The 21422-nt window shown below is 66.2% G+C and carries 31 protein-coding genes; 10 read left to right on the plus strand and 21 right to left on the minus strand.

Features of this window, described 5'->3' with window-relative positions; genetic code table 11:
* Nucleotides 1-2 precede the first annotated feature (2 nt).
* Together OG453_RS07610 and OG453_RS07615 are read right to left on the minus strand one after the other, a co-directional pair.
* Nucleotides 3-1442 (minus strand): methyltransferase domain-containing protein, encoded by a 1440-nt coding sequence (locus tag OG453_RS07610; protein WP_266865779.1) that lies wholly within the window; start codon nucleotides 1440-1442, stop codon nucleotides 3-5.
* The gene (locus tag OG453_RS07615; RefSeq protein WP_266865781.1) at nucleotides 1439-2107 is read right to left on the minus strand and encodes a ParB/RepB/Spo0J family partition protein; all 669 of its coding nucleotides are present in this window, start codon (nucleotides 2105-2107) and stop codon (nucleotides 1439-1441) included. Before OG453_RS07615 ends, OG453_RS07610 begins: the two co-directional genes overlap by 4 nt.
* Before the next feature lie 92 nt (nucleotides 2108-2199).
* On the opposite strand from OG453_RS07615, the gene OG453_RS07620 reads away from it, so the two are divergent.
* Both OG453_RS07620 and OG453_RS07625 read left to right on the plus strand, forming a co-directional pair.
* Nucleotides 2200-2853 (plus strand): hypothetical protein, encoded by a 654-nt coding sequence (locus OG453_RS07620; RefSeq protein WP_266865783.1) that lies wholly within the window; start codon nucleotides 2200-2202, stop codon nucleotides 2851-2853.
* Between the two features lie 320 nt (nucleotides 2854-3173).
* A complete protein-coding gene (locus tag OG453_RS07625; protein ID WP_266865785.1) occupies nucleotides 3174-3434 on the plus strand; it encodes a hypothetical protein in 261 nt (86 codons plus the stop codon).
* A gap of 151 nt (nucleotides 3435-3585) precedes the next feature.
* Here the strand turns inward: OG453_RS07625 and OG453_RS07630 are convergent, their stop codons facing one another.
* The gene (locus tag OG453_RS07630) at nucleotides 3586-4620 is read right to left on the minus strand and encodes a hypothetical protein (protein ID WP_266865787.1); all 1035 of its coding nucleotides are present in this window, start codon (nucleotides 4618-4620) and stop codon (nucleotides 3586-3588) included.
* A 176-nt stretch (nucleotides 4621-4796) separates the two neighbouring features.
* Between OG453_RS07630 and OG453_RS07635 the strand changes: the two genes are divergently transcribed.
* From OG453_RS07635 to OG453_RS07645, 3 genes are all read left to right on the plus strand, one after another.
* Complete coding sequence (locus OG453_RS07635) at nucleotides 4797-5651, plus strand: hypothetical protein (RefSeq protein ID WP_266865788.1); 855 nt, start codon at nucleotides 4797-4799, stop codon at nucleotides 5649-5651.
* A gap of 234 nt (nucleotides 5652-5885) precedes the next feature.
* A complete protein-coding gene (locus tag OG453_RS07640) occupies nucleotides 5886-6809 on the plus strand; it encodes an immunity 49 family protein (protein ID WP_266865789.1) in 924 nt (307 codons plus the stop codon).
* Between the two features lie 146 nt (nucleotides 6810-6955).
* Nucleotides 6956-7864 (plus strand): GNAT family N-acetyltransferase, encoded by a 909-nt coding sequence (locus OG453_RS07645; RefSeq protein ID WP_266865791.1) that lies wholly within the window; start codon nucleotides 6956-6958, stop codon nucleotides 7862-7864.
* Here the strand turns inward: OG453_RS07645 and OG453_RS07650 are convergent, their stop codons facing one another.
* The 6 genes from OG453_RS07650 to OG453_RS07675 form a co-directional block, all read right to left on the minus strand.
* Nucleotides 7865-8209 carry a hypothetical protein gene (locus tag OG453_RS07650; protein ID WP_266865792.1) on the minus strand — a complete coding sequence of 115 codons (345 nt, stop codon included), beginning with the start codon at nucleotides 8207-8209 and terminating at the stop codon, nucleotides 7865-7867. It lies immediately after the preceding gene.
* A 47-nt stretch (nucleotides 8210-8256) separates the two neighbouring features.
* Nucleotides 8257-9291, minus strand: coding sequence for a phosphotransferase enzyme family protein (locus OG453_RS07655; RefSeq protein WP_266865794.1), 1035 nt, complete (start codon nucleotides 9289-9291; stop codon nucleotides 8257-8259).
* 137 nt (nucleotides 9292-9428) lie between these two features.
* Nucleotides 9429-9929, minus strand: a complete 501-nt coding sequence (locus OG453_RS07660) for a GNAT family N-acetyltransferase (RefSeq protein ID WP_266869740.1) — start codon at nucleotides 9927-9929, stop codon at nucleotides 9429-9431.
* A 2-nt stretch (nucleotides 9930-9931) separates the two neighbouring features.
* Nucleotides 9932-10678 (minus strand): hypothetical protein, encoded by a 747-nt coding sequence (locus OG453_RS07665; RefSeq protein WP_266865796.1) that lies wholly within the window; start codon nucleotides 10676-10678, stop codon nucleotides 9932-9934.
* Between the two features lie 29 nt (nucleotides 10679-10707).
* Nucleotides 10708-11403 (minus strand): DUF6875 domain-containing protein, encoded by a 696-nt coding sequence (locus OG453_RS07670; protein ID WP_266865798.1) that lies wholly within the window; start codon nucleotides 11401-11403, stop codon nucleotides 10708-10710.
* Complete coding sequence (locus OG453_RS07675) at nucleotides 11400-11816, minus strand: hypothetical protein (protein WP_266865800.1); 417 nt, start codon at nucleotides 11814-11816, stop codon at nucleotides 11400-11402. Before OG453_RS07675 ends, OG453_RS07670 begins: the two co-directional genes overlap by 4 nt.
* A 690-nt stretch (nucleotides 11817-12506) precedes the next feature.
* On the opposite strand from OG453_RS07675, the gene OG453_RS07680 reads away from it, so the two are divergent.
* The 4 genes from OG453_RS07680 to OG453_RS07695 all read left to right on the plus strand — a co-directional run bounded on the left by OG453_RS07680 (nucleotide 12507) and on the right by OG453_RS07695 (nucleotide 15500).
* Nucleotides 12507-13466 carry a DNA-processing protein DprA gene (locus tag OG453_RS07680; protein WP_266865802.1) on the plus strand — a complete coding sequence of 320 codons (960 nt, stop codon included), beginning with the start codon at nucleotides 12507-12509 and terminating at the stop codon, nucleotides 13464-13466.
* A 107-nt stretch (nucleotides 13467-13573) separates the two neighbouring features.
* Nucleotides 13574-14215 carry a ComF family protein gene (locus tag OG453_RS07685; RefSeq protein ID WP_266865804.1) on the plus strand — a complete coding sequence of 214 codons (642 nt, stop codon included), beginning with the start codon at nucleotides 13574-13576 and terminating at the stop codon, nucleotides 14213-14215.
* An 83-nt stretch (nucleotides 14216-14298) separates the two neighbouring features.
* Nucleotides 14299-14853, plus strand: coding sequence for a histidine phosphatase family protein (locus OG453_RS07690; RefSeq protein WP_266865806.1), 555 nt, complete (start codon nucleotides 14299-14301; stop codon nucleotides 14851-14853).
* Nucleotides 14854-14963: 110 nt separating this feature from the next.
* The gene (locus OG453_RS07695) at nucleotides 14964-15500 is read left to right on the plus strand and encodes an AAA family ATPase (protein WP_266865808.1); all 537 of its coding nucleotides are present in this window, start codon (nucleotides 14964-14966) and stop codon (nucleotides 15498-15500) included.
* A 493-nt stretch (nucleotides 15501-15993) separates the two neighbouring features.
* Here OG453_RS07695 and OG453_RS07700 read toward each other — a convergent pair whose 3' ends face one another.
* The 8 genes from OG453_RS07700 to OG453_RS07735 all read right to left on the minus strand — a co-directional run bounded on the left by OG453_RS07700 (nucleotide 15994) and on the right by OG453_RS07735 (nucleotide 18521).
* Nucleotides 15994-16281: a hypothetical protein gene (locus OG453_RS07700; RefSeq protein WP_266865810.1), complete on the minus strand. Its 288-nt coding sequence runs from the start codon at nucleotides 16279-16281 to the stop codon at nucleotides 15994-15996.
* Nucleotides 16281-16508, minus strand: a complete 228-nt coding sequence (locus tag OG453_RS07705) for a hypothetical protein (protein ID WP_266865811.1) — start codon at nucleotides 16506-16508, stop codon at nucleotides 16281-16283. The genes OG453_RS07700 and OG453_RS07705 overlap by 1 nt, the downstream gene beginning before the upstream one ends.
* Nucleotides 16509-16666: 158 nt before the next feature.
* Nucleotides 16667-16987: a VRR-NUC domain-containing protein gene (locus tag OG453_RS07710; protein ID WP_266865813.1), complete on the minus strand. Its 321-nt coding sequence runs from the start codon at nucleotides 16985-16987 to the stop codon at nucleotides 16667-16669.
* A complete protein-coding gene (locus OG453_RS07715) occupies nucleotides 16984-17274 on the minus strand; it encodes a hypothetical protein (RefSeq protein WP_266865815.1) in 291 nt (96 codons plus the stop codon). Before OG453_RS07715 ends, OG453_RS07710 begins: the two co-directional genes overlap by 4 nt.
* A gap of 206 nt (nucleotides 17275-17480) precedes the next feature.
* A complete protein-coding gene (locus OG453_RS07720) occupies nucleotides 17481-17666 on the minus strand; it encodes a hypothetical protein (RefSeq protein ID WP_266865817.1) in 186 nt (61 codons plus the stop codon).
* A gap of 33 nt (nucleotides 17667-17699) precedes the next feature.
* Nucleotides 17700-17960 carry a hypothetical protein gene (locus OG453_RS07725; RefSeq protein ID WP_266865819.1) on the minus strand — a complete coding sequence of 87 codons (261 nt, stop codon included), beginning with the start codon at nucleotides 17958-17960 and terminating at the stop codon, nucleotides 17700-17702.
* A 37-nt stretch (nucleotides 17961-17997) separates the two neighbouring features.
* Nucleotides 17998-18240 (minus strand): hypothetical protein, encoded by a 243-nt coding sequence (locus OG453_RS07730; RefSeq protein ID WP_266865821.1) that lies wholly within the window; start codon nucleotides 18238-18240, stop codon nucleotides 17998-18000.
* 17 nt (nucleotides 18241-18257) lie between these two features.
* Nucleotides 18258-18521: a hypothetical protein gene (locus OG453_RS07735; RefSeq protein WP_266865823.1), complete on the minus strand. Its 264-nt coding sequence runs from the start codon at nucleotides 18519-18521 to the stop codon at nucleotides 18258-18260.
* 188 nt (nucleotides 18522-18709) lie between these two features.
* On the opposite strand from OG453_RS07735, the gene OG453_RS07740 reads away from it, so the two are divergent.
* Complete coding sequence (locus tag OG453_RS07740) at nucleotides 18710-19216, plus strand: GNAT family N-acetyltransferase (protein WP_266865825.1); 507 nt, start codon at nucleotides 18710-18712, stop codon at nucleotides 19214-19216.
* Nucleotides 19217-19235: 19 nt separating this feature from the next.
* Here OG453_RS07740 and OG453_RS07745 read toward each other — a convergent pair whose 3' ends face one another.
* The 4 genes from OG453_RS07745 to OG453_RS07760 form a co-directional block, all read right to left on the minus strand.
* The gene (locus OG453_RS07745) at nucleotides 19236-19589 is read right to left on the minus strand and encodes a hypothetical protein (RefSeq protein ID WP_266865826.1); all 354 of its coding nucleotides are present in this window, start codon (nucleotides 19587-19589) and stop codon (nucleotides 19236-19238) included.
* A gap of 28 nt (nucleotides 19590-19617) precedes the next feature.
* A complete protein-coding gene (locus OG453_RS07750) occupies nucleotides 19618-19836 on the minus strand; it encodes a hypothetical protein (protein WP_266865827.1) in 219 nt (72 codons plus the stop codon).
* The gene (locus OG453_RS07755; protein ID WP_266865828.1) at nucleotides 19833-20159 is read right to left on the minus strand and encodes a hypothetical protein; all 327 of its coding nucleotides are present in this window, start codon (nucleotides 20157-20159) and stop codon (nucleotides 19833-19835) included. Before OG453_RS07755 ends, OG453_RS07750 begins: the two co-directional genes overlap by 4 nt.
* Before the next feature lie 113 nt (nucleotides 20160-20272).
* Nucleotides 20273-21235, minus strand: coding sequence for a ParB/RepB/Spo0J family partition protein (locus tag OG453_RS07760; protein WP_266865829.1), 963 nt, complete (start codon nucleotides 21233-21235; stop codon nucleotides 20273-20275).
* Nucleotides 21236-21422: the final 187 nt, after the last annotated feature.

The raw sequence follows: 21422 nt of genomic DNA on the forward strand, positions 1-21422 counted from the left end.
CCCTACCCCTCCATATTCAAATTCCTATCCTTGATCAATTCTATCAGAATTGCCGCCAGTCCCTCATGTTTATCGTGCCGGAATTCGTTAGGGTAGGGCATATTGAATTCCTCGTTTACGGCTTTCTCGTAATCTTGGATCGGCAGTGCGCGTGGACGGCGGCAGACCGCTTTGACGGTGGCCCTGGTGGTGTCGCTGATCTGTACGTCCTCGAAGTAGCGGGACAGGAGCCCTCGTAGTGACTCGGGGGTGTGGTAGCGGATGCGCTGCCATTTGCCGCGTACGAATCGCATGTCGACGTTCTCGCTGTCCAGGAAGGACAGGCGGGTGGAGTCGCGGCTGATGGAGTGCTCGGAGTTCTCGTACGCCAACTCGCGTTCCAGGTTGCGGGTGCCGATACAGACCTGCCCGTCGGCGGCGCAGAGCGCGTTGACGGTAGTGAGGACCCAGTGCTGGTAGTCGAGGGAGGTGGTGGCGTTGATGACGGAGTCGAGGACCACCACCTCATAGAGGCCGTTCTCCTTCAACTCGCGTTCGATGCTGCGGATCTGGCCGACGATGGTGCGGATGTCGACGGCGTACTTGCCCTTCAAGGTGCGATAGGGCTCGTAGTCGTGGATCTTGTAGCCCTTGCCGCGAAGGTGCCGTGCGTAGTCGCCGTGCCCGGCGCCGAAGTCCACCACCCGGTCGGAGGTCGTCAGCCAAGGCAGGACGAGGCGCTCCCACACCTCGGACTTGTAGCGGACCTTGTCCGCCTTCGCCTTCGAGGAGTGCTCGCGCAGCCGGTTGGGCTGCACGATGTGCTGGTTCCACACGGGTGCCTGCTCTTCGAGGCCGGTCCAGTCGTAGACGCCGTACTCGCCGGTGAGGTCCTCAACGAGCTGGCCGGCATCGAAGGAAGCGCAGGTCCAGGCGAGGATGTCGAAGCGTTGGGCCTTGGCGACGGCCGCGTACTCGGCGTTGAGAACGATGCGGCCCTGGTCGTCGATGACCACTGACCCCCACGGGCCGTGGGCGGCGGTCATGAACCCGATCGCCTGCTGGAACGGTAGGTTCTTCGACTCCTCAACTTCGATGGTCTGCCACGGGATCCAGCACCACTGCCCGATCGGCCCCGGCTCCGCGTACACCACGGACGACTCGGTCTCGACGCGGTTGTGGAGGAGGTTGAACTTGATCTCGTCCTGCAGGCGCACCTTCTGTGGCAGGACCATCGCCGGGGTTGTGGTCTCGCCGATGGCCTTCAGGCCCTTGGTCCTCTGGTGGCCCGCGACCAGGGTCCCGTCCGCGTTGAGGATCACCGGTTTCACGACGCCGTGACGGCGCAGCGAGCCCTGTAGCCGTACGAACGACTCGTCGGAGAGGCGTCGCGGGTTGTAGTCCGCCGGCCGCAGCTTCTCCAGTGGGTATGCGGGCTCGAACCGTACGTCGAGGGGGTTCACGCGGCGGCTCCCTCTTCGGCGCGGTGCTCGTCGTTGAGGACGTGCCAGCCGAAGCCCATGTCGGAGTCGTGGTCGTCGACAAACCGCTTGTAGAGCGCGTCGAGGAGTTCGACCTCGGCCTGTGTGACGCGGACGCGGGTGGAGGACCACTGCATGTACCCCCACTGCAGGTAGTCCACCGTCGCCGCTGCCCCCGTGTCTGCTCCGTCCGAGGGCAGCTCGATCGGCGCGGGCAACGCCGTCTCATCCAGCAGCTGATCGAGCTGGTTCTGGTCATAGCCAGTGCCCTGAAGGTCGGGGAGCTCGGTGAGGATGTCCGCGAGGAGGACGCTGTCGTACCCGGCGAGATCGCTGGTGCGGTTGTCGACGATGACGATCTTCGCCGCGGCTTCGTCGTCTACATCGAGCCAGGTGACCGCGATGTCGGTCCAGCCGAGATGCTTCGCGGCCTTGAAGGTGTGGTTGCCAGCGAGGATCTCGTTGGGGCGCCCGGTCTGGCTGCCGCGGTTGACGACGATCGGCCGATACTGGCCGTTGACGGCCAGCGACTCGGCGATCGAGTCGAGATCACCAGTGCGCGGGTTGCGGTGATACAGGGCCAGCTCTTCGACCGGGACGGCCAGCTCCAGGAGCGAGGCCGGTATGCGGGGGGCGGCAGAGGACACGGGTCTCCAGCCCCACGCCCACCACCGAGCCTAGGTGATCACCCGCGACACCCTGCGAGACTGATCGCGGAGCTATGGACCGGGGAGGACGTATGGATCTCGCTGCGAAGCACGCAGCTCTGTACCAAGGCACGCTGCTCGTCGCGGAAGCTGCCGAGGACGCCTACCGGCTGGGGGGCCTTGATCGCTTCCTGAATCCGTGGATACGCGACAGGCTCGACTCTCTCCGCCTCCTGTTGGACAGCTGTGACACGCAGCGCCAGCTCGCCGGGGACACGCGTGCGCTCGCGAGTGCGGCAGCCGAGTACTCCGAGATGCGGGACCAGCTCTTCTCGGATCTTCATCACACGCGACCCGAGCCCCCTTGGCGGACCATGCGGCGCAAGGACATGGCGATACGCGCCCAGTCCAGGGTGCTGCACCGACAACCCACCTTCATCCTGCGCCGACTTGATGCCGGCGCGAACGTCCCCGGGGCCGAGACCTGGGATTTCACCGTGCTCACGAACCCATCCGATCGCGCAGATCAGGGCACGTCGTTCGTCGTCATGGCAGACAGCCAGACGAAGAACGGCCGCATCACCGTCCAGGTGTCCAAGGAGTTGGAGAGCGAGCGGCCGTGGTACCAGCAACTCGAGTACGGCTTCTACGCCCTGGGTGCCACACCGTTCCTCACCGCGATCTACGACCCTGACCGGCACCGGCAGCAGCCCCCGGAAGGACTGGCCGGAGAGTTCGACCTGTGACGGCTGGCTACGCCCCCCATCGCTGCCGCTGAGCAGATGCCGGCCTACGAACCTCTCGCCATTCCTATCGCGACCTCCAGGGCCTGATGATCCGACAGAACCCTGAACCTGGAGGGCAGTAGATCCACGGATCTACATGATCGGCTTGTCCTGATCGCCTACGTTCGGTAACGTCTTCGACATCAAAGTGGGCCCCACCGTGCCGTGCACGGTGGGGCCCTTTTGTGTCTCCCCACCCCAGGGGAGACCTGCGTCACACCGCCGTCTTCAGGTTCCTAGGCCAGCGAAGCGGCGGCTACACCCCAGCGAAGGGAACGCGCATGAGCTCCAACCATGGCACACACGAGGGTGACCAGTCACCCTCCAACATCCCCGCGCCCGTGGGCCGGGGGGCGGAAGCCGCCCCGGAACCGGCGGCGCCCGTTCCGCGCCGCGGGCTGCAGATCCAGTTCAACCACGGCCTGCTCGTCGAACTGGGCGGACGCACGCTGCTGTCGGTGTACGTCTCGCCACTGGTCGCGACCGGGGCAACCGCCCTCGCGGCCCTGGCGGGTTGGGGTCTCGGCCCCTGGCAGCCGTAGGCGCTCAATTCAGCTGCGGGCGGCTGTTCACCCAGCCGCCCGCAGCCGGGCACGCGGCTCACGTATCCGGATGCGTGACTCCACGCTGCCCGGCGTCGCTTGAATCAAGGCCAACTGCGTCTGCGATGGAGGAGATTGCCGAGATTCTGCCTCAAGCTCCGTTGTATTTCGTTCCGTCGAACTTGTAGGGCCATGTGGTCTGGGCCGCGATGCTGATCTCCGCGCCGTCGGCGGGCACGTTCAGCACGATCATCGTCATCATGGTCTGGGTGAACTTGTTCCATCGGATGCCGGTGGTGCCGTCCCAGCCGCTCGTCGTGAACTTGATCCACCTCCCAGCTCCCATGTCGGCAGCGGCTGTGTTCATGCCGACGCATGCCACGAGTGCTCCGCCGTCCTTGGTCTGCCAGGCAGGACCGATCGGTGTGCGCTGCCCCTCCGCCCGAAGTTCCACGGACTCGGGATTATTCAACTGCTTGCTGGCTGGCTTCGTATCCCCGTGGGTTGCCCGGTACGTGTCGATCTGCGACGACCACTGAAGCTTCTCGTCCGTGTCCTTGCGGGTGATGTAGTCGAGAAACACCCCGCAGGCCTTGCCGGGCTGCACTGCCAGGTCGGCATTGGGAGCGACGGTCCGTACTCTCCCGGACTTGTCCGCGGCGACCTGCGGGAGGTCCTTCTTCTTTGGGGCGTAGGCCGTGAAGGCAGTCCGCCACGCACCCCCAGCGTCGCCACGGTGAGACAGGCTCCAGTACATGCTCGCCTTGTTCTTGAACTCGCCACCGATGGTGTGGCTGGAGACCTGCTGTGCCCCCAGAATCCAGTCGCCTGAGCTCTCGGAGGCAGGCTTGGCCACCCAGGCATGCACAGCAGGATCGAGATGCGGACGGTTCGTCGGGTCCAGGCTCGAATCGTCCTTGCCGAGCTTCTTGATGTTGTCGACCCGGGCGAGCGTCCGGTCCAGCCACGGGCCTTCATGGACCTTGCGCCAGTAGGCGGGACTGAGGCTGTCGCTGTCGTCCTTCTTGTCCAGGTCCTTCAAGATTCGGCGCGCTTCATCAGCCGTAACAGGTGGCTTCGCTTTCGCGGATGGGGTGCTGTTCGCGTTCTTCCCGTCGCCTGCGCTGCCGTCGCATGCGACGGCCCCGAGCACCAGGGTTGCTATGACCAGTGCAGAACGCTTCATCCCATACCTCAGTCAGCCGTGAGCAGGTAGTTCCTTGATCCTGTCGCAGAGGCCAATGGGATGGGGGTCGTTTCCGAAAGGCAACCTATGTCCTCCTCGGTGGACCTCGGCAGGCTGGCCGGCCGTGAGTATCCCGCTGGGTTGCTACGTTCGTGGCCGATCAACGAGGAGATGCTGTGACAACTACTCCGTCGGGACCGGACATTGATCTCCGAAGGCATGCTGTTGAAGAGCTATTGGAGCAGGTGGAGCGCCGCCTAGAGGTACGCCTCGATGGGAACACCGTGGTGCTTAAGCGACGCTCTGTCGGCGCCCGGACTGATCGCGACACCTGGGTGAGGATCGAACGCCGCCCTCTGGCCGGGATCGACGGCCAAGGCTGGAATGGCACCGAATGTGCCGCCACCCTCGAGGGCATCGCGAAGCCTCACTGGTACTCGGGCGCGTCCTGGCGAGGGCCCGATGGGACAGCAATGTGGCGAGCCGACGAGACCGAACTCTTGCCAGACGAACCGGTATCCAGCGCGGTCACGACTTGTGACCCGGAACTCCCGGACGAATGGTGGCAGGCCCTCAACTCCTCGCTGGATGCCCTCGCCACCCAGCACACGACGCGCATCGCCACGCCGGACACCGTCACCATCACGCAGGGCCATGTCGGCAACATCATCCGCGCCGTGTTCCCGGAGATCACCGACACCATCATCGAGCAGTGGGTGCCAGCCCACGCGGACATGACGTGGGCCAACATCACTGGGCCTGAGTTCTGCCTGTTCGACTGGGAGGACTGGGGACTCGCTCCCGGAGGGCTCGATTCGGCCTCACTTTGGAGCAACGCCCTCGCCGTCCCCCAACTCGCAGATCGAGTACGGAAGGAACGGCATCACGACCTTGAGACCCAGGACGGCCGGCTCATGATGCTGTTCTACTGCGCGAAGATCGTCGGGACGCACGGTCACTCCGAGGACCCGCGGCTCGAACCCGCCCGGCATGCGGCAGATCGGATTGTCGAGAGCCTCCTGGCGGCATGACATCCCGTGGCTCAGGCGTTGCCAGTATCGACGACATACGACCAGCGGCTGGCCTGAGAGCTCGGTCGGCACGGCGGCCATCAAGAGCCCGTTGAAGGTTCCCCGAGCCAGAATCCCCACTCCTAGGCCGACTTGCTTCCCGCGCGCCCCTTGCGCCCGGCAACTACCGGCCCTCTCGGACGTGGTCAGGGCTGGGTGTCTGCAATGTCAGTAACGGCTGCCAGGATGGCGCGCATGACGATCAAGAACATAGCCCGACATGACGTGAGTGAGCAGCGCATTGAGCGGGCGCTGGGGGACATTGAGCGGCGGGCCCGTAGCCGCTGGCACACGATGCAATACGACTGCTACTCCGACGAGGAACTGCAGGCAATGCGTGACGACCTCCTGGACCACGTCGCTGCCCGCACTGTGACGGACCCCAAGCTCAGCACCGCCCCGTCACGCATCGTCCTGCGCACTGCGGCGGAGTGCGCCTTGGGATTCTTGGATCTTGGCAGCTACCCCAACGGCGACCAGGAGATCCGCTTTCCCCTCGTCGGCGAGAGCATCAGCAGCGAGGACAAAGACTTCGAGGCCGCGGTGGAGCACGCGTCCACTGCGAGGGACTGGCTGGACGCGTTCGCCCTGTGCGTGATCAGCGGCATGGTGTGGGAACAGGACCGCGTCATCGGGCTGCTACTGCGTGAACACGCATCCACGATCCACGACGGAGTGCCGCACTCGAAGCTGGAATCAGAGTCGGATCCGGCGGAACTGGCGGAGATGGACATCCTCTCCTGCTACCTGACCCAGTCCCGAGGGCATCTGCCCCGGGACTGGCCCTCGGTCACGTTGTGCATGCCGGAGGTCGACGAGCGCCTCGATGGCGCGCTGAGTCTGAATGCGCTCGGCGTCTTGACGCCGGATCAGCAACTGCTGCGAGTGCTCCTGGAGGATGACCAGCCGGCGTTCGAACAGGCCCTGGAGCAACATCTTGTGCAGCATCGGGAGAGCGCACCCTCTGATGTAGCGCCCCGCAGCCTGCTGCCGCAGAAGACCATCGCTCTGGCCGCTCTGGCAGTGCAGGTACATGGCTGGGACTTGCGCGTCCAGTCTGCCTATTTGCCGCAGGCCTTGCTGAGTGCTCCGGAGAGCGCGCCGTCGGCCAGCGGCTGAGCCGGAGTCTTCTCTGCTTCTCGGGCGAAGCCTCGCTTGAGTCCTGGCCTTCGGCCAGCTTGCTCTGCCCGGAGGACTGGCCGCCGACGGGCCTGTCTCGGTGGAAAATCAGGGGCGCCCTCCGCCAGTGAGCGGGATCATGGAGCATGAGCCCGGATGACTGGCACCTGTTCGATGACGTCGACAGCTTCCTAGCCCGCGCAGGGGACTTCCTGCACTCGCGCCCCGCCCTGCACACCATCCCCCTGACGGTGACTGACGCGCTGCGTACACGCGGAGCGCACGCATACGGCTCTGAAGCCCCCGTCTTCGGCGTGCTGGAGAGAGCCGGCGAAGTTCGTGCGACCTACTTCCGCACCCCGCCCAACCGCCTGGTCCTCACCCCCCTCACCCCAGAAGGCGCCGACGCCCTCGCCGCTCACCTGGTTGCCGCAGGCCTTCCTGTCCCCGGTGTCAGTGCGGACCGAGACACCGCCACGGATTTCACCGAGGCCTGGCAACGGCACACCGGCGCGACGCCGACGCTCCACGAGCACCAGCGGCTCTACCGCCTTGACACGCTTACCCCGCCAGAACCGCTCCCGGAGGGTAGGAGTCGGGTCGCGGGTGTGCAGGATCGCGACCAACTCATGCGCTGGCACCGTGAGTTCGTTGTATCCATCGGAGGAATCCCCGCCGCGGACCATGGACCTTGGGCTGACACGCGCATCGCCAACAGGCGAGTCATGTTGTGGGAGACCCCGGACGGCACCCCGGTCTCCATGGCGGGCATGACCCCGATGGTCGCCGGCCAGATCAGAGTGGCCCCCGTTTACACCCCGGCCCACCTACGCGGCCGCGGCTATGCAGGCGCCGCAACGGCCGCGGTCAGCCGGGCGGCACTGGCAGAGGGGGCGGCGGAGGTGGTGCTGTTCGCCGACCTCGCCAACGAGACCAGTAACGGCCTGTATCAGCGGATCGGCTACCGACAGGTCGCGGACTTTGCCCTCTACAGCTTCAACCCCCGTGCCTCCAGAGACGATCGTGGTCCGGAGTCTGGTCGAGGCCGAGTGTGATCACTGGCCGTGAACCAGGTGCATGAACCGGTCGAAGTCGATTTCCTGTCCGTACGTGAACGGGGCCTGGATGGCGTTCCACTCTGCGCGCGTCACGCTGTCCCGGCATACTCGGACCGGCATTGATCCGCTCGCCCCCACGACGATGATCCGGCCCACCTCGTCGAGTGGGCCGTCCTGGCCTCCGGGGAGGAAGTAGACCCATCCTTCCTGACTCCAGCCGTCGACCACGATCGAGGGATAGGCGGCAGTTATGGACTCCAGGCCCTGTCGCCCCCGCCAGGTTTCGCCGAACCTGGCCGCGTAGTCGTCCACGTGGTTGATCTCTATGAAGTGATCGCTCATGCGTATGCACGCTAGCGAGTCCGGTCCGGCACCGAGGCGAGACTGGACTATGTGAAGGTGTCGGCTAGTTCGGCCTCCAGATCGGGCAGGGCGTCCAGCAAGGTCGAGACCATGGTCGCCCGGTCGTTCCAGTACGCGGCCAACCCGTCGTCCCGAACGGTCTTCCCGTCGCTGCTGTAGAGGACATTGATGGGGTAGAGGGCGAGCATCGCGTCAAGGAGAGCTATCCGGGCACAGCTCACCAACTCGGCCCCAACCAGGCGTTGCTGCTCCTTCGCATAGCCGGCGATCACCTGCATGGCTATCTGCCGCCAGCACGAGGACCGGGCGACGGTGAACGAGTTGAAGGCGATGTTGCCCAGCTCCCACGCTGGGCTTGCCACCTGCCCCCGGAAGTCGATCACGGCCCGGAGCTCGCCCCAGTTGAAGAGCAGGTTGTGCATGCCGTAATCGCAGTGGACGACCTGGTGGGTGATGCTGGGCAGCTCCGCCTTGAGCTGCTCGCCGTAGGCGAGCAGGTCGTCGCAGCGTCGGGCCACTTGCTCGCGTCGAATCTGATCGGTCCCCGTGGGGTTCGACAGTGAGTCGATGACGGCGAGTACGTTCTTGGCCTGCCCGGCGACTTCCACGGGGTCGCTCTTCTCCCACGGCGAGGTGAGCCGGGCGACGCCCCGAGTGGGGTATCGGGCCAGCCGGTGGTGGAGTCGTCCCAGGGTCCGTCCGATTGCCTTGGCTCGTTCCATGTCGAGCGGCTCACTGTCGGAGGAGTCGATGTTCTCCCACACGGATGTGACGATGCCCGCATCCGTGGAGAGCAGTTGGTCGTGGCGGTCGGGAAGAACGGCGGGAACCGGGATGCCTCCGGTCCGGGCGAACTCGGAGACAGCGAGTCGCGTCCGCGTGTGGCTCGTGTCCGAGTCGGTGCGGTGGACTTTGACGAACACGGAGGTGCCGTCTGCGAGGTGGGCCCGGAAGTTGGCGGTCTCTGTTCCGAGCGGCACGACCCGTACGGCTATTGGATGCAGGCGGTAGTGGGTAGCTAGGTGAGCCTTCACCTGCTTGGTGTCGATGACGTCGTCCATGAGCGGTTCCCATCGCCAGGTGGATCACTTCAGCGGCTGGTTGTCTCATGCGGTCGATCAGCAGGATGGCCGCGGCGTCTTGGCCTGCGGGCATTGGTGAGGCCCGCAGACGGGGGATGCTGCGGGCCTCGTCCTGTTCAACGGGCGCTGATCGGCTCGCGTTCCCGCAACGGGTTGGTATTCGGGGTAAGGCGGGCACGGTAGGTGGCAAGCCCGCCCACGGTGCCGGTGGAGGCGAACCCGGCCTTGATTAGCACTCTTCCCGAGGCCGGGTTGTCCAGATGGTGCTTGGCGCTCACCGTCTTCAGGCCGAGTACATCGGACGCGTAATCCAGCAGCATCGTCACGGCCTTGGTCGCATGCCCGTGGCCCCACGTGTCCGGCCGAAGGATGTAGCTGACGGTGGCATCGCTCCCGGGGCAGCAGCGCAACGTGACGATGCCGATGAGGTCGCCGCCCAGGTCGATGCCGAAGCTGTACCGCACGCGGGGTATGACCCGGGACTGGGCCGCGACTTCCGAGACCCAGTCCAAGGCATCCTGGGCGTTCATCGCTGCCCGCGGAAGGTGCTGTACAGATCGCTTGCTGTAGATGTGCCGGATTGCTGGGGCGTCCTCGAGGGTCAGTTCGCGCAGCATGATCACGCTGCGACCTTCCCGAGGAGGTCGGCCAGCTCCATGGGGGCAGGCCGGTCCTCGGGGGTGGGTGACAGGGCGGGCCGGAGGGCGTCTTGGAACTCAGGCCACACTGCCGCTGCGAGCGGGAGTTGCCCGGTGGCGATGGCGTCACGCACACCGTCGGGACCGGCCGTCTTACGGTCGATGCCAGCTGCCTTGTAGTCCAGTGGCCACCCGCCCGTGGTGCAAGTCCAAAGGACTCCGGCGAGCGCGTACACGTCTGACTGAGGGCTGGGAGCAACCGGGCCGTCGGCGCGGGAGACAGCTGCGGCCAGTTCGGGCGCCATGAGGTGGACGATCCCGCCTCGGAAGCCGTCGACGGGCTCGTGCCCCATTTGCCAGGACCAGGCGAAGTCGATCAACCGGACCCCGCTCGGGGTGTGGATGCCGTGCGACGGCTGGAGATCGGCGTGCACCCACCCGGAGCCGTGGAGGGCGGCCACGGCCTGGCACAGGTCGACGGCCCCGGCCACGACCTGCTCCTGGCCCTCGGACTGCTCACGTACCGGGGCGAAGACCTTCCACGTCGATGGCCCGTCGAACCAGGGGGTGACGAGCCACGAACCGCCCTCGTAGAGACCTGATGCGACCTCGTACCCGTCGAGGGCGAGGGCGCCGAGTGCTGCGGCCTCCCGTGTGGTGACGGCCTGTCCTTCGCCGTAGCCGATCTTCACGGCCACGGTGCGGTTCGGGCCGGTCGCCTTCCACACGGCGGAGCCTCGCCGGTCAGTGACTTCTCTCAGGTCGACAGGGCCGCCGCAAGCTGCTTCGGCTGCGGCGAGGGCTTGTGGTGGACAAGCAGAGAACTCGACCATGCCTTTACCGCCTGCCAATCATTGGGGAGCTCCGCGAACACGTCCCGTCCATCGTCTACCGCGACGGCCAGAGTGTCGGCGAGTTCCGGGGTGTCACGCAGGAAACGTGGGTCCCGCTTGCGGACAGCGGGTCGCACGGGGAGGAAGGAGCACGGAGGGATTGGGATGGATCGGCCTGCCCGGTCGTGACGCTCCTCGCCCCAGTGGAATTTCCCGAGCATCACGCCGACCGGCGCATACAGGTTCTTCAACGCCCAGTGCGGCCAGGCCAGCAGATCAAGGTGGTCTCCACCGAGCCTCTCGCCGCCAAGGATGACGACGTTCTCGCACACGAGGGCCCCGTGCGCCCGAGTGGCCAGGGGCCGAATCCACTCCGCTGCTTGTACTCCGGCATGGAAGACCTCGGCTTCCACGGCTTCCGTGTCGCTGGTCGCGACCTGGTAGACGGTCCATCCTGTGAGGCCCCGGCTGAGCGACGGCGGTAGGTAGGGGCAGTGCTCGGACACCTGGTTGATGTAGCCGGAGACATCCACCGAGGTGGGTGTCGTGGTGCGAGGTTCGATGAGGCGAAGCGCCCCGGCCGACGGCCGGGGCGCGTCACTTCTGGAGGCCACGGTCATCGAGCGATGACCTTCCGGGTCTTGGGGGCAACATCGTCACCGTCGCCCGGCACGGGCTTGCAGTCCCACTCCGCCCACACCTCGCCAGCCTCCCGGTAGCGGGCCAGGGCCTCCTCGTCCACGGCACCGTCGGCGTCGGTGAACCAGATCTTCGGCAGGGGCCCGAACTGCTCCTCGTAGGCGGTGATCCAGGAGATGCGGCCGTAGCCGGTGTTCTCGACGTGGTTGATCAGGCGGCCCGCGTTCTGGGTGCAGAAGTCGGCGTAGGCGGGGTCGTCCAGCAGCCGGTGCCACTCGGTGTCGATGGCGGCCGAGAACATCTCCGGCACGGGCTGGCCGGCGTCGAACTGGCTGGCGCTGATGGTGAAGAACCGGCCCAGCTCCATGAGTTCCTGCGACTGGTCAGTGGTCATCTGGTGCTCCTCTTCGGGGATGTCGTGCTGGTGCTGTGAGGTGGTGCGACTGCCCTGGAAGTGGCCGGTCCGGTAGTCCGTCGGCCCGCACTTCGAAACGCCGGTGTGCTGTTGATCTGCACGACCTGGCGGCGAGGGCAGCGTTGGCTGCTGTGCGTGAAGAGACGATTCCAGGCTGCGAGCCGCGTGCGCGGACAGGTTGTGCGGAGGGTTCTGCCGCGAGCGGTATTGACGGGAACGCCACATGTGGTACCCGCGAGCGTTCAACTTGCCGATATGGCCGACGAGTTCGCGACGGTCAGCCGCTCCGCGGCGGGGAGGGCACTACGGTGTGGGCGACAGCGGACTGGCGAGCCGTGCCTCTGGTCGCGGGCGCCGGTTTGCACACGATTCCAAGAGTTCGCCGCGTCCTGGACCCAGAAGGTCGACTGTCCGTCCTGCGTCGCCGTCCTGCAGTTGCGGCAGGAGGCGAGTACTGGCTGATGCGAGCCGTGGCGAGTAGCGCCGTTCGAACAGCGCCCGATGGCTGACCGGCGTCAACCTCGGATAAGTGTCACGCATGTGCCTACCTTGAGCTTGTTTGTCCGCCTATACGCCTCCCCGCGTATGCGTCATGATGGAGGCGGTCCACAGCACGGCAGCACCACCCTTCGAACACCTGGGACCGCGAGTAGAAGGACCCCCGAGGACATGATCACGACGACGACCCAGCAGATGGATCTGCTGACCCTATGCGCACTGCGCACGGACAAGAAGTCCGTCGACTGGCACCTGCTGGCCAGGACGTGCCAGTCCCCTGAGGCACTCCATGTGCTCCTCGGCGGCGACATCCCAGAAGACTCCGATATCGCCAGCAAGAGCGTGACGATCTTGCGGAAGGCGCTCCCGGATCTCGACGACGCCCGTACCCGGGTCGCCGCCGAACTTGAGGCTGCCTCTCAGGCCGGCGCCCGCCTGGTGACGGTGCTTGATCCGGAGTATCCGGCCAACCTGCGGCTGATCCCCAACCTGCCCCCGTTCTTGTTCTACCTGGGTGATCTCGACGAACGGGATGCCCGGTCTGCCGCCGTCGTCGGTACCCGCAACGCGAGCGCAGACGGAGTGCGCCGAGCAGCTCGCATGGCGGATGGTCTGGTGGAGAACGATGTTGTGGTGTTCAGCGGTCTGGCGAAGGGCATCGACACCGCCGCGCACACGGCCACCTTGGAAGCCGGTGGCCGCACCGTGGCGGTGATGGGCACCGGCATTGCCGCGAAGGTCTACCCGGCCCAGAACAAGCAGTTGGCCGCACAGATCCTCGACCAGGGCGGCGCGCTCCTGTCTCAGTTCTGGCCCACATCCGGTCCGGCGACCTGGACGTTCCCGCGTCGGAACGTCGTCATGTCCGGATGCACGATCGGTAGCATCGTCATTGAGGCGTCCTCCACCTCCGGCGCCAAGATGCAGGCGCGTCTCGCGGCGGAGCACGGCAAGCACGTCTTCCTCATCCGCTCCCTGGCCACCAGCGAGCCGTGGGCCGCGAAGATGGTCACCGAGGGCAGAGCGGTGGAGGTCGTTGAACTCGACGATGTCCTGTCCCGCCTCGGGAGCGCAGCGCGAGTTCAGCAGGCTGGCCAGCAGCGTCTCCAGCTCGCGCTGGAGGGCCTGTGACGGGAACCTCCGGCCTGCCCCGGCCACTGGGGTTCCCCAACTGCAAGAAGTGCGCCTACCGCATCAACGGAACTCCCGCCGTGTGCGCGGAATGCGCCGCCGCGACCATGCGCCCGCTGGCGGAGCATCACTGTGCGGTCTGCAGCCAGAGCCTGGATGCCCCGGACGCCACATGCCGGAACAAGATCTGCCGGTGGAGCCCGGAGAGGCGGTGCTTCACCCGCGTCGATGCCCTGGCCCTGTTCGCTCATCCTCTGGAACAGCCGATCAAGCGGTTCAAGTACGACGGCCGCAAGGGGTGGAGCAAGGTCTTCGGGCGGCTCATCGTCGGATGGCTTGAGGAGCACCGCAGGCAGGTCGCCGACATCGACCTCATCATCGGCAACCCCACAGCACCCGACCGCGTTCCGCTCCAGCACATCGAAACGATCATGGAGTCCGCCTACACGGAGGACACGCTGGACCAGTGGCCGATCGCCGACCCCGACAGTCCCGTGCTGACCAAGAAGTACGAGACGAAGAAGTCGGCCAGCGGTGGCGCTCAGTGGGCAGACAAACTGCAGGCCGCAGAGGAGCACGCCAAGGCGCTGAGGTTCCACAGGAGCGTGGAAGGCAAACGCATCCTGCTGATTGACGACGTCTTCACGACCGGGGCCACATTCCACACGGTTGGCAAGCGCCTCATAGCCGAAGGAAAGGCGACCGAGGTCCGAGGACTGGTCCTGGCGCGCGTCCCGTTCGGTTCCTGAAGGTCAAGTCAAAGGATCTGGTGCAGAGTTGGGCTGCTCGTATTCCAGTGGTGCCAGGCGAGGGCTGTGCGCCACCCTCAACTGTGACCCTCTTCTATCTGGTTCAACATGCCGAGAAGGAGCGCCAACTTGGTGACCCCGGCCTGACCGCTCTCGGCCGGCGGCAAGCTGCCCGAACGGCGAAGTGGCTTCAGCATGCCGGGATCGGTTCCGTGTTCAGCAGTCCGCTACAGCGGGCCCGGGAGACGGCGCAGTTCATCACGGCGGCCTCCGGTCTCCAACTTCAGGAGGATGACCGGCTGCGTGAGCGGATGAACTGGGCTGATGGCGAGCCCATCGAAGAGTTTCTCGCTGACTGGGCAGCCACTGTCCGGGACCGGGACTTCGTTCCACGATCCGGTGACTCTTCGCGGAACGCCGGTGCTCGGTTCTTGTCCTGCCTAGCCGATCTTGGGGCTGAGCAGGGGCCAGTCGCAGTGGTCACCCACGGAGGGGTCACTGTGGACCTGCTACGCACACTGATCGGCGACGAGGCGGTGCCGGACAGGCTGATGCACGAGGGAGTCCCCTCGTGCGCGATCACCACACTCGACGGCATGGCCGTCGCCAGCATCGCGTCGCAGGCACACCTTCAATAGAGTGCCGGGGCCCTTGCTCAGGGCCCCAACCCCCGCTAGGCCAGGGCCTTTCTCACCGGACTGCGCACAAAACGTTCGGGAATTCGGCTACTCGGTGGCAGGGTGCAGATATGGATCAAGCAGAGGTATTGCTCATCGGGGGGCGAGCCGGCGTCGGCAAGACGACGGTGGGATGGGAAGTCTCAGCGCGCTTGCGTGCCGCGATGGTTCCGCACTGCGTAATCGAAGGCGACTTCATGGGGCAGGCACACCCGGCCCCGGAAGGGGACCCCCGCCGGAAGAAGATCGCTGAACGTAATCTCACCGCGCTCTGGTCGAACTACGCCGACCTCGGGTACCGCCGCCTGATCTACACGCACACCGTGAGCGTACTGGCGGAGAACGAGAGCATGTTCCAGCGTGCGATGGGTGCAAACGTCAGGATCGTGCGTGTTGTGCTTGCCGCATCCGATGCCACTGCGCGTGAGCGGCTTACGGGTCGCGAACTCGGCTCGGAGTTGGAGCACGAGCTGAGGAGCAGCGCCCGGAAGGCGCGGATTCTGGACGAGCAGACGCCTGTTGACGCGGTGCGAGTGACGACTGACGGACGCGCCGTGGTCGATATTGCGCGCGAAGTGGTGGGAGCTACCGGTTGGGCCAGGGGCTGACGGTTAGGTCCTTCGCCCTTCATGGACGGGTTCAGCTGAGGATGACGGGGAGCTGTGGTGCGGCCTGGCGGGCGATGGCGAGCCTGTCGGTCCGGCTGGCCAGGCCGCACTGCTGCTTCGGGGGTTGATGCCCCGTTCGGCGTGTGTTCCGCGGTCTCGTCAGAGGTGCAGCTCTACGGCTGCTGTATGGGGTCGTCTGGAAGGCCGTTGAGGACGGCTGCGTGCCATTTCTCTGAGTTGAAGTACGAAAGGACAACTGGGGCTGAGGTCCGGATGTCTTCTTGGCGTGCTTCCCAGCCGTGGTTGTGGTCGCCACGGGTCTCGCAGCCTGGGCAGCCGTCTTCGCCTTCTATGTGGCCCGCCATCCAGGCGTTGACAGCGGTATTGAGTACGACGTCGAAGACATCTTCCCCCTGGTGCAGGTTCTGGGCAGCGGTCGCCAGGATGAGGCCGAGCTCTGGGCACATTCGGGGCGGCATGGGAGCGAGGGGATTCATGCTGATCGCTTTCGAGGGCTACTGGTTGGGGTGCCGATGTAGCGGGCGTAGACGTCGGCGCTGCCGTCCTCCGCTGTGCGGGCTCGGGCTTCGAAGGCGCCGGCCGGGCGGAATGCTGCGTGCCTGCCGGTGCGGATGCGGTAGCTGAGGTTGGTGGCCCGGTTCAGGTTGCCGCGGTTGTCTATGAGCGCCCATTCGCCGAGGTGCTCGCGTAGTTCCGCGGCGGTGTCGTACGCGTCCTGGTTGCCGTGGGGGACCGGCAGGGGTTCGAAGCGGGCGTGCATCAGGAGTCTCCGGGGCTCAAGCGGGTGGTCTCGGCGAGATGGCGGATCTTGGCGGCGATGGCGAAGTGGTCGTCTGCCAGGTGCTCGCAGAGCATGTCGGCGAGGCGGGCGATCTCTTGCAGCGCCTGGTTGGCATTGAAGGACGTGCCGGTGGGCGTGCTCTGACCGCGTGCCGCCGCTTGGAGCGTGGTGTGCGGCGAGTTGGGGGTGCGGTCAGAGTGCGTCATCAGCGTCGTCCTTGATGAGGGTCAGCGGTTGTTGCAGCGGCAGGTGTTGGTGATGGTGTTGAACCAGCTGTCGCAGGAGTTGCACCACATGGCACCTGGCGTGGGCGGTACCTCAGAGTGTTGCTTGGTGTGGTCGAGCACGGGGCGGGGTCACCTTTTCAGAGGTTGTCGGGGAGTTGGGCGCGGGGCCCGTTGGGGGCGAGGACGGTGACTATGTGGTCGAGGTCCTTGGGGCGCCACAGGGCGGCTTCGAAGCCGCACGCCGCCAGGTGCTTGAGCCAGTCGCGCTGGGCTGGGCGCAGGCGCCCGGTGTCGGACTTGAACTCGGCGAAGATCGTGCGCCTGGTCGTGGGGTGTCCGTAGACCTCGTCGGGCCATCCAGCGTCGCTGCGCTGCGAGTTGTGGGTGTGGTACGTGAGGGCCCAGCCACGCAGGGCGGCGAGCTTGCGGACGTGCCGGCGGAACTGTTCCTCGGTCACGCAGCAGCCGTCCGGTGTGGCCGCGGGGCTATGGCCTCTTCGAGTGCGGCTCGGTGCGCGGCCGCGTCGGGGTCAGGATTGCCCGGAATGCGGCGGACAGCTGAAGAGTCCGGCAGGTTGGGGCGCCGGTGCTGTTCCTTGAGGAGTTCCCGCAGTGGCTGGCGGGTCTTCTCCTGGAGGAGTGTTTCGAGGGGGCGGCCGTACTGCTCGACGATGAGGGCCCGGTGCAGGGCTTCGTCGACGGCGTTGTGGAGGGCTTCGTCGTGTCGTGTGTTTGTGGCAGGCATGTTCGTGGTTCTCCATGGGTGGGCCGGGACCCGCAGTGGGGTGCGGGTCCCGGCCGGAGGGGTGGCCCGTATCTGACGGGCCGTTCCGGGCGGGCGGGGCGCGGGGGGTCGCTGCCCGTCCGGAGGCTGGGTGGATGGTGGGGCCGTGCCAGGGCCACACATCACGTAAGAACCTAGCATGCAGATAAACACCGGCCTATTTGAGGTCAGTCTGCGATGGCCAGTTCGTCGTCGTAGTACGGCAGCGGCTTCACGGCGCCGTCCCACAAGACCATGTTCAACTCCTCGCCGGTCAGCGGGTCGCGGGCATGGCTGGTGACCTGCCCGTACAGGCGGAGCTTGCCTCCGGGGGTGGGCTTGACGGGGGTGACGGACGTCCTGGTGGCGAGCATGCTCTCTCCTTGCTGGTCGGCGGGTTGGTGTGGCTACTGGGCGGTGGCGAGGACGTCGAGGCCTCGGCCCCATTCGGCGGTGACGGGTTCGTTGAAGGCGAAGCCCGAGCCGGGGCTTTCGAAGTCGGTGGCGCGCCAGTCGCCGCAGGTGCCGGTGGCGAGGCGCTCGAAGTGCTGGATGCTGCCATCGCCAAGGGCTATGGCCAGTCGAACGATTCCTGGCGGTGCGGGGGATGGGGTGATGCGCTGCCCTTCTTTGAGGGCTTGCTGGGCTAGCTGATCTCCAAGAACCATTGTGAACTTCCTTGGCTGTTGAGTACCGGCCTATTGGTCAGTAGAGGGAGGCGTATCCGTCGCACGTTGGGCATGTCTCTTCCGTGCCGGGGGTGACGCCGTCGGTGCAGTGCGGACAGGGGAGGCGGTGGCCCGCGCCGTGGCAGGTGTCGCATTCGCGGGTGCGCGCGTAGGGGCCGTGGAGGTAGGTGGCGATTCCGGTGCCCTCGCAGGTCTCGCACTCGGGTGCGTTGACCCCGAGGGCGTCGAAGGCTTCCACCATGGCCGGGGCGGTGAGCATCGCTGGCGTCTCGGGGCTCAGCGGTCGATCTTGGTGAAGGCGCGCAGCAGTGTCGGGCCGCCATCTGCGTGCTGCCGCCCGCCGGTCAACTCGATTCGGTCCCCATGCTGGGTCACCGTGTCGTAGGCCATGACCAGGAGCGCCTTCACGTCTCCGCGCACCTTGCAGCCATCGACCGCGTTCATGGAGGAGGCGACCAAGTTGCCCGCGCGGTCGTATGCGTAGCTCTCCGTGCCGTAGGTGGCGGTCTCGTCGATCCGCAGGTCGTGAATGCTGTTCATCTCGGCGTTCTTCCTTCGCGGTTGTTGCTGGAGTGAGCTGCTCACCCCTACCTCTTAAGTATTATTCTACTCACTTGGATGGGGGTGTCCACTCCCCGAAGGTGATCTCGACTACAGCCGGGCAGGGCCCAGTTGGAGCACAGAGAAATCCGTGCCGCCGTCTGCTCGGCGCTGCCATCCTGATCGCCATGGACGCAGAACTCCGGACCGCCAGCCCCCAGGACGCCGATGCGCTGCTTGATCTCCAGCTCATCTTGGACCGGGAGTCCACGTTCATGCTGCTGGAGCCCGGCGAGCGGGAGACAGACCCGAGCCGCCTGCGCACACGCTTGGGCGACAAGGACGACCCGTCGTACACCGTGATCGCCTGGGACGGCCTCACCGCTGCCGGATACGTGTCTGTCGGCATCTCCCCGTACGCCAGGGCCCGTGCAACGGGCCACGTGGTCACCGGCGTGGCCGAACGATTCACGGGCCGCGGGCTTGGACGTGCCCTGCTGCAAGCAGCGCGCGAGCATGCCGTTGAACGAGGTCTCCACAGGCTCGAACTGACGGTCATGGAGCACAACCGCCGTGCCCTCAGCCTCTACCTGGGCTGCGGATACCAGGTCGAAGGCCTTCGCCGCGACGTTCTCACCGTCGAGGGCGAGGACGTCAGCGAGTACTACATGGGACTGCTACTCGCCCCGTCGTGACGTGCAGGAGACGTGATGGTCAGCGGCCGCTCTGTTCGTTGCCCGCGTCGAGGACCACGAGAGCGACGAGCGTGCGGCCGGCCCGGTTGTAGGGGCGTTCCGCGTAGAGCCGTCCCACGACGAACTCGTGCTCGAGGTGGCGTTCCAGGTGCAGAAGCCAGCCTGCGGCCGTGCATGTGGAGTTGGGCTTGGCCGTATAGGAGCTGGGGGCTTTCACACCGTGCCACGTCAGGATCACAGCCGGAATGTCATCCAGCAGTGTGGGTTGCGCGCGCCAGCCCGGGCGGCCCCTGTCCGGCGAGTGGGGCCGGACGCCGCGGCGGTGCAGGGCGCTTTGGACATCACTGAGCAACGTTTCGGTGCTCGCGCTCACAGACTTGCTCCTTGCAGGGGTGCGCGTGTCAGAACAGTTCTTCTTGACCGTCGGCGTCGCCCGGCTGCCCGTGGCCGGAGCAGCGTGGACTGCGGTCAGGGAAGGTGTCGCCGAAGAGAGCGGCAGTGCCGAACCGGTCAGGTGCGGCGACGATCCGAACTGGGCCCGCATGTACGGGCAGCTCATTGGGGGCTGCTGAGTCGAAGTCGGCACGCCCCATCTGCGTCCAGCACTTTCCGGCGCTCATGCACTCTCCTCCCTGCTCCGGCCAGGCTGCTGGGTTGATCGCGGGGCGGCAGCTGCTTCGAGGACCGCGTCCGCCCAGTCGTGCACGAGCGCAGTCCCCGCCCGGCCTGCCGCCTCGCCCGGGGTGCGGCCCTCCTCGAGGGCTTTCAAGTAGCGGGCCGCGGTGACCTCCGGAGCGTTGGAGGAGGTGAAGGCGTTCATGAGGCGGTCGATGTTCGTGCCGTGCGTGTCGTGGAGGGCCTTCGCGGCGAAGGCGACGATCATGCCGACGTCCCTGCCGAGCTGCTCGGCCTGGGCGGGGGAGAGGGGCGCGCTGTAGCGCATGACGAACCTGACTTCTGTGCGGTGGCGGGGTTTTGGGAAGAGGTGGCGCGGCGGTCGTGTCCGCGTCGGCCGGGGTGCGGACGCGGCTGCCCGCACCCCCGGAGCTGGGCCGGTCAGGCCGCGACCGGCTCGCGCTCGTCGGCGGCTTCGGGCTGTTCGGCGTGGTCGGCCTCGGCCTCCGGGTTGACCGTGACCATCTGCCGGGCCTCGGCGTGCGCCTTGGCCTGCTTGAGCTGCCAGCGGGCCTTGGTCAGTGACTCGGCGACCCGGTCGAGTTGCTCCAGCCGTGCCCCGACCTGCGTTTCGAGGGTCTCGGCGAGCTTCAACGGTTCGGTGCGGCCGATCTCGTCGAGCAGTTCCCGCACCTGCTCGATCTTGTCGAGCGTGCTGCGGGTCTTCTTCTGTGCGGCAGCGCGCTCGGTGCGCTGCTCCTCGGTCATCTCCTCGACGACCATGAGGACGGCCTGGTCCTGTTGCTGCTTCATCGCGTAGGCGAAGTGCACGATCTCGTTGTCCGAGGCGAACTCGCCGCGTACGAACTTGCTGAGGACGGAGCCCTGGTTGGCGAGGCTGAGGGCGGCTATCTGTACGGCTGCCTGTGTGCCGATCTTGCCGTCCTGTACGAGTTCCTGGACCTCTATGCGCAGGTCCAGCAGGGCGAGGCGCAGCTTCACGTAGGTGGTGGTCTTGGCGAAGTCGGCGGCCACTGTCTCGATGGTCGCGCCCTCCTCTTCGTCGAGGATCCTCTGGTAGCCGTGGGCCTCCTCGAACGGGGTCATGTCCTCGCGGGTCACGTTCTCGCTCATGGACCGCTTGAACCGCTGGAGTTCGTTCTTCTCGGAGGTGATGGTGACGCGGATCTTGGTGCGGCCGAGGATCTGGTGGGCGCGCCAGCGGCGCTCTCCGGCGACGATCTCGTAGCCGCCCTGCTCGTTGTCGGGGCGGACCTCGATGGCCTGCATGAGGCCGTACTGGCCGATGGAATCGGCGAGTTCGTTGAGCGCGTCCTCGTTGAAGTACTCGCGCGGCTGGCGCGGGTTGCGGTGGACCTGGGACATCTTGAGGACGCGCTGCACTTTGGGGCTCCAGGGGGTGTGGGTGAGGTCTTCGTTTCTCCCTCACGTCTTGTGACTATTCTACTAACTTCAGGAGGGGTGTCCACTCCCGACGAGCCCCCGCAAGTGACCTCGACCACACCCAACTCCCGCCCGTGACCTGCGAAAACACCTGTGGGGCGCCGAGTCTCCTCGACGCCCCACGTAC

The organism is Streptomyces sp. NBC_01381 (assembly GCF_026340305.1).
In the GTDB taxonomy this organism is placed as follows: Bacteria; Actinomycetota; Actinomycetes; order Streptomycetales; family Streptomycetaceae; genus Streptomyces.

Bases quoted from the DNA above. Each gene is read 5' to 3' on its own strand.
- OG453_RS07660 (WP_266869740.1), bottom strand. From the start codon at position 9,929: ATGCTGCGCGAACTGACCCTCGAGGACGCCCCAGCAATCCGGCACATC.
- OG453_RS07685 (WP_266865804.1), top strand. From the start codon at position 13,574: ATGCGCCCGCTGGCGGAGCATCACTGTGCGGTCTGCAGCCAGAGCCTG.
- OG453_RS07630 (WP_266865787.1), bottom strand. From the start codon at position 4,620: ATGAAGCGTTCTGCACTGGTCATAGCAACCCTGGTGCTCGGGGCCGTC.
- OG453_RS07705 (WP_266865811.1), bottom strand. From the start codon at position 16,508: ATGACGCACTCTGACCGCACCCCCAACTCGCCGCACACCACGCTCCAA.
- OG453_RS07625 (WP_266865785.1), top strand. From the start codon at position 3,174: ATGAGCTCCAACCATGGCACACACGAGGGTGACCAGTCACCCTCCAAC.
- OG453_RS07620 (WP_266865783.1), top strand. From the start codon at position 2,200: ATGGATCTCGCTGCGAAGCACGCAGCTCTGTACCAAGGCACGCTGCTC.
- OG453_RS07730 (WP_266865821.1), bottom strand. From the start codon at position 18,240: ATGCTCACCGCCCCGGCCATGGTGGAAGCCTTCGACGCCCTCGGGGTC.
- OG453_RS07715 (WP_266865815.1), bottom strand. From the start codon at position 17,274: ATGCCTGCCACAAACACACGACACGACGAAGCCCTCCACAACGCCGTC.
- OG453_RS07655 (WP_266865794.1), bottom strand. From the start codon at position 9,291: ATGGACGACGTCATCGACACCAAGCAGGTGAAGGCTCACCTAGCTACC.
- OG453_RS07675 (WP_266865800.1), bottom strand. From the start codon at position 11,816: ATGACCACTGACCAGTCGCAGGAACTCATGGAGCTGGGCCGGTTCTTC.
- OG453_RS07650 (WP_266865792.1), bottom strand. From the start codon at position 8,209: ATGAGCGATCACTTCATAGAGATCAACCACGTGGACGACTACGCGGCC.
- OG453_RS07750 (WP_266865827.1), bottom strand. From the start codon at position 19,836: ATGAGCGCCGGAAAGTGCTGGACGCAGATGGGGCGTGCCGACTTCGAC.
- OG453_RS07700 (WP_266865810.1), bottom strand. From the start codon at position 16,281: ATGCACGCCCGCTTCGAACCCCTGCCGGTCCCCCACGGCAACCAGGAC.
- OG453_RS07735 (WP_266865823.1), bottom strand. From the start codon at position 18,521: ATGAACAGCATTCACGACCTGCGGATCGACGAGACCGCCACCTACGGC.
- OG453_RS07720 (WP_266865817.1), bottom strand. From the start codon at position 17,666: ATGCTCGCCACCAGGACGTCCGTCACCCCCGTCAAGCCCACCCCCGGA.
- OG453_RS07645 (WP_266865791.1), top strand. From the start codon at position 6,956: ATGAGCCCGGATGACTGGCACCTGTTCGATGACGTCGACAGCTTCCTA.
- OG453_RS07725 (WP_266865819.1), bottom strand. From the start codon at position 17,960: ATGGTTCTTGGAGATCAGCTAGCCCAGCAAGCCCTCAAAGAAGGGCAG.
- OG453_RS07640 (WP_266865789.1), top strand. From the start codon at position 5,886: ATGACGATCAAGAACATAGCCCGACATGACGTGAGTGAGCAGCGCATT.
- OG453_RS07680 (WP_266865802.1), top strand. From the start codon at position 12,507: ATGATCACGACGACGACCCAGCAGATGGATCTGCTGACCCTATGCGCA.
- OG453_RS07740 (WP_266865825.1), top strand. From the start codon at position 18,710: ATGGACGCAGAACTCCGGACCGCCAGCCCCCAGGACGCCGATGCGCTG.
- OG453_RS07670 (WP_266865798.1), bottom strand. From the start codon at position 11,403: ATGACCGTGGCCTCCAGAAGTGACGCGCCCCGGCCGTCGGCCGGGGCG.
- OG453_RS07695 (WP_266865808.1), top strand. From the start codon at position 14,964: ATGGATCAAGCAGAGGTATTGCTCATCGGGGGGCGAGCCGGCGTCGGC.
- OG453_RS07755 (WP_266865828.1), bottom strand. From the start codon at position 20,159: ATGCGCTACAGCGCGCCCCTCTCCCCCGCCCAGGCCGAGCAGCTCGGC.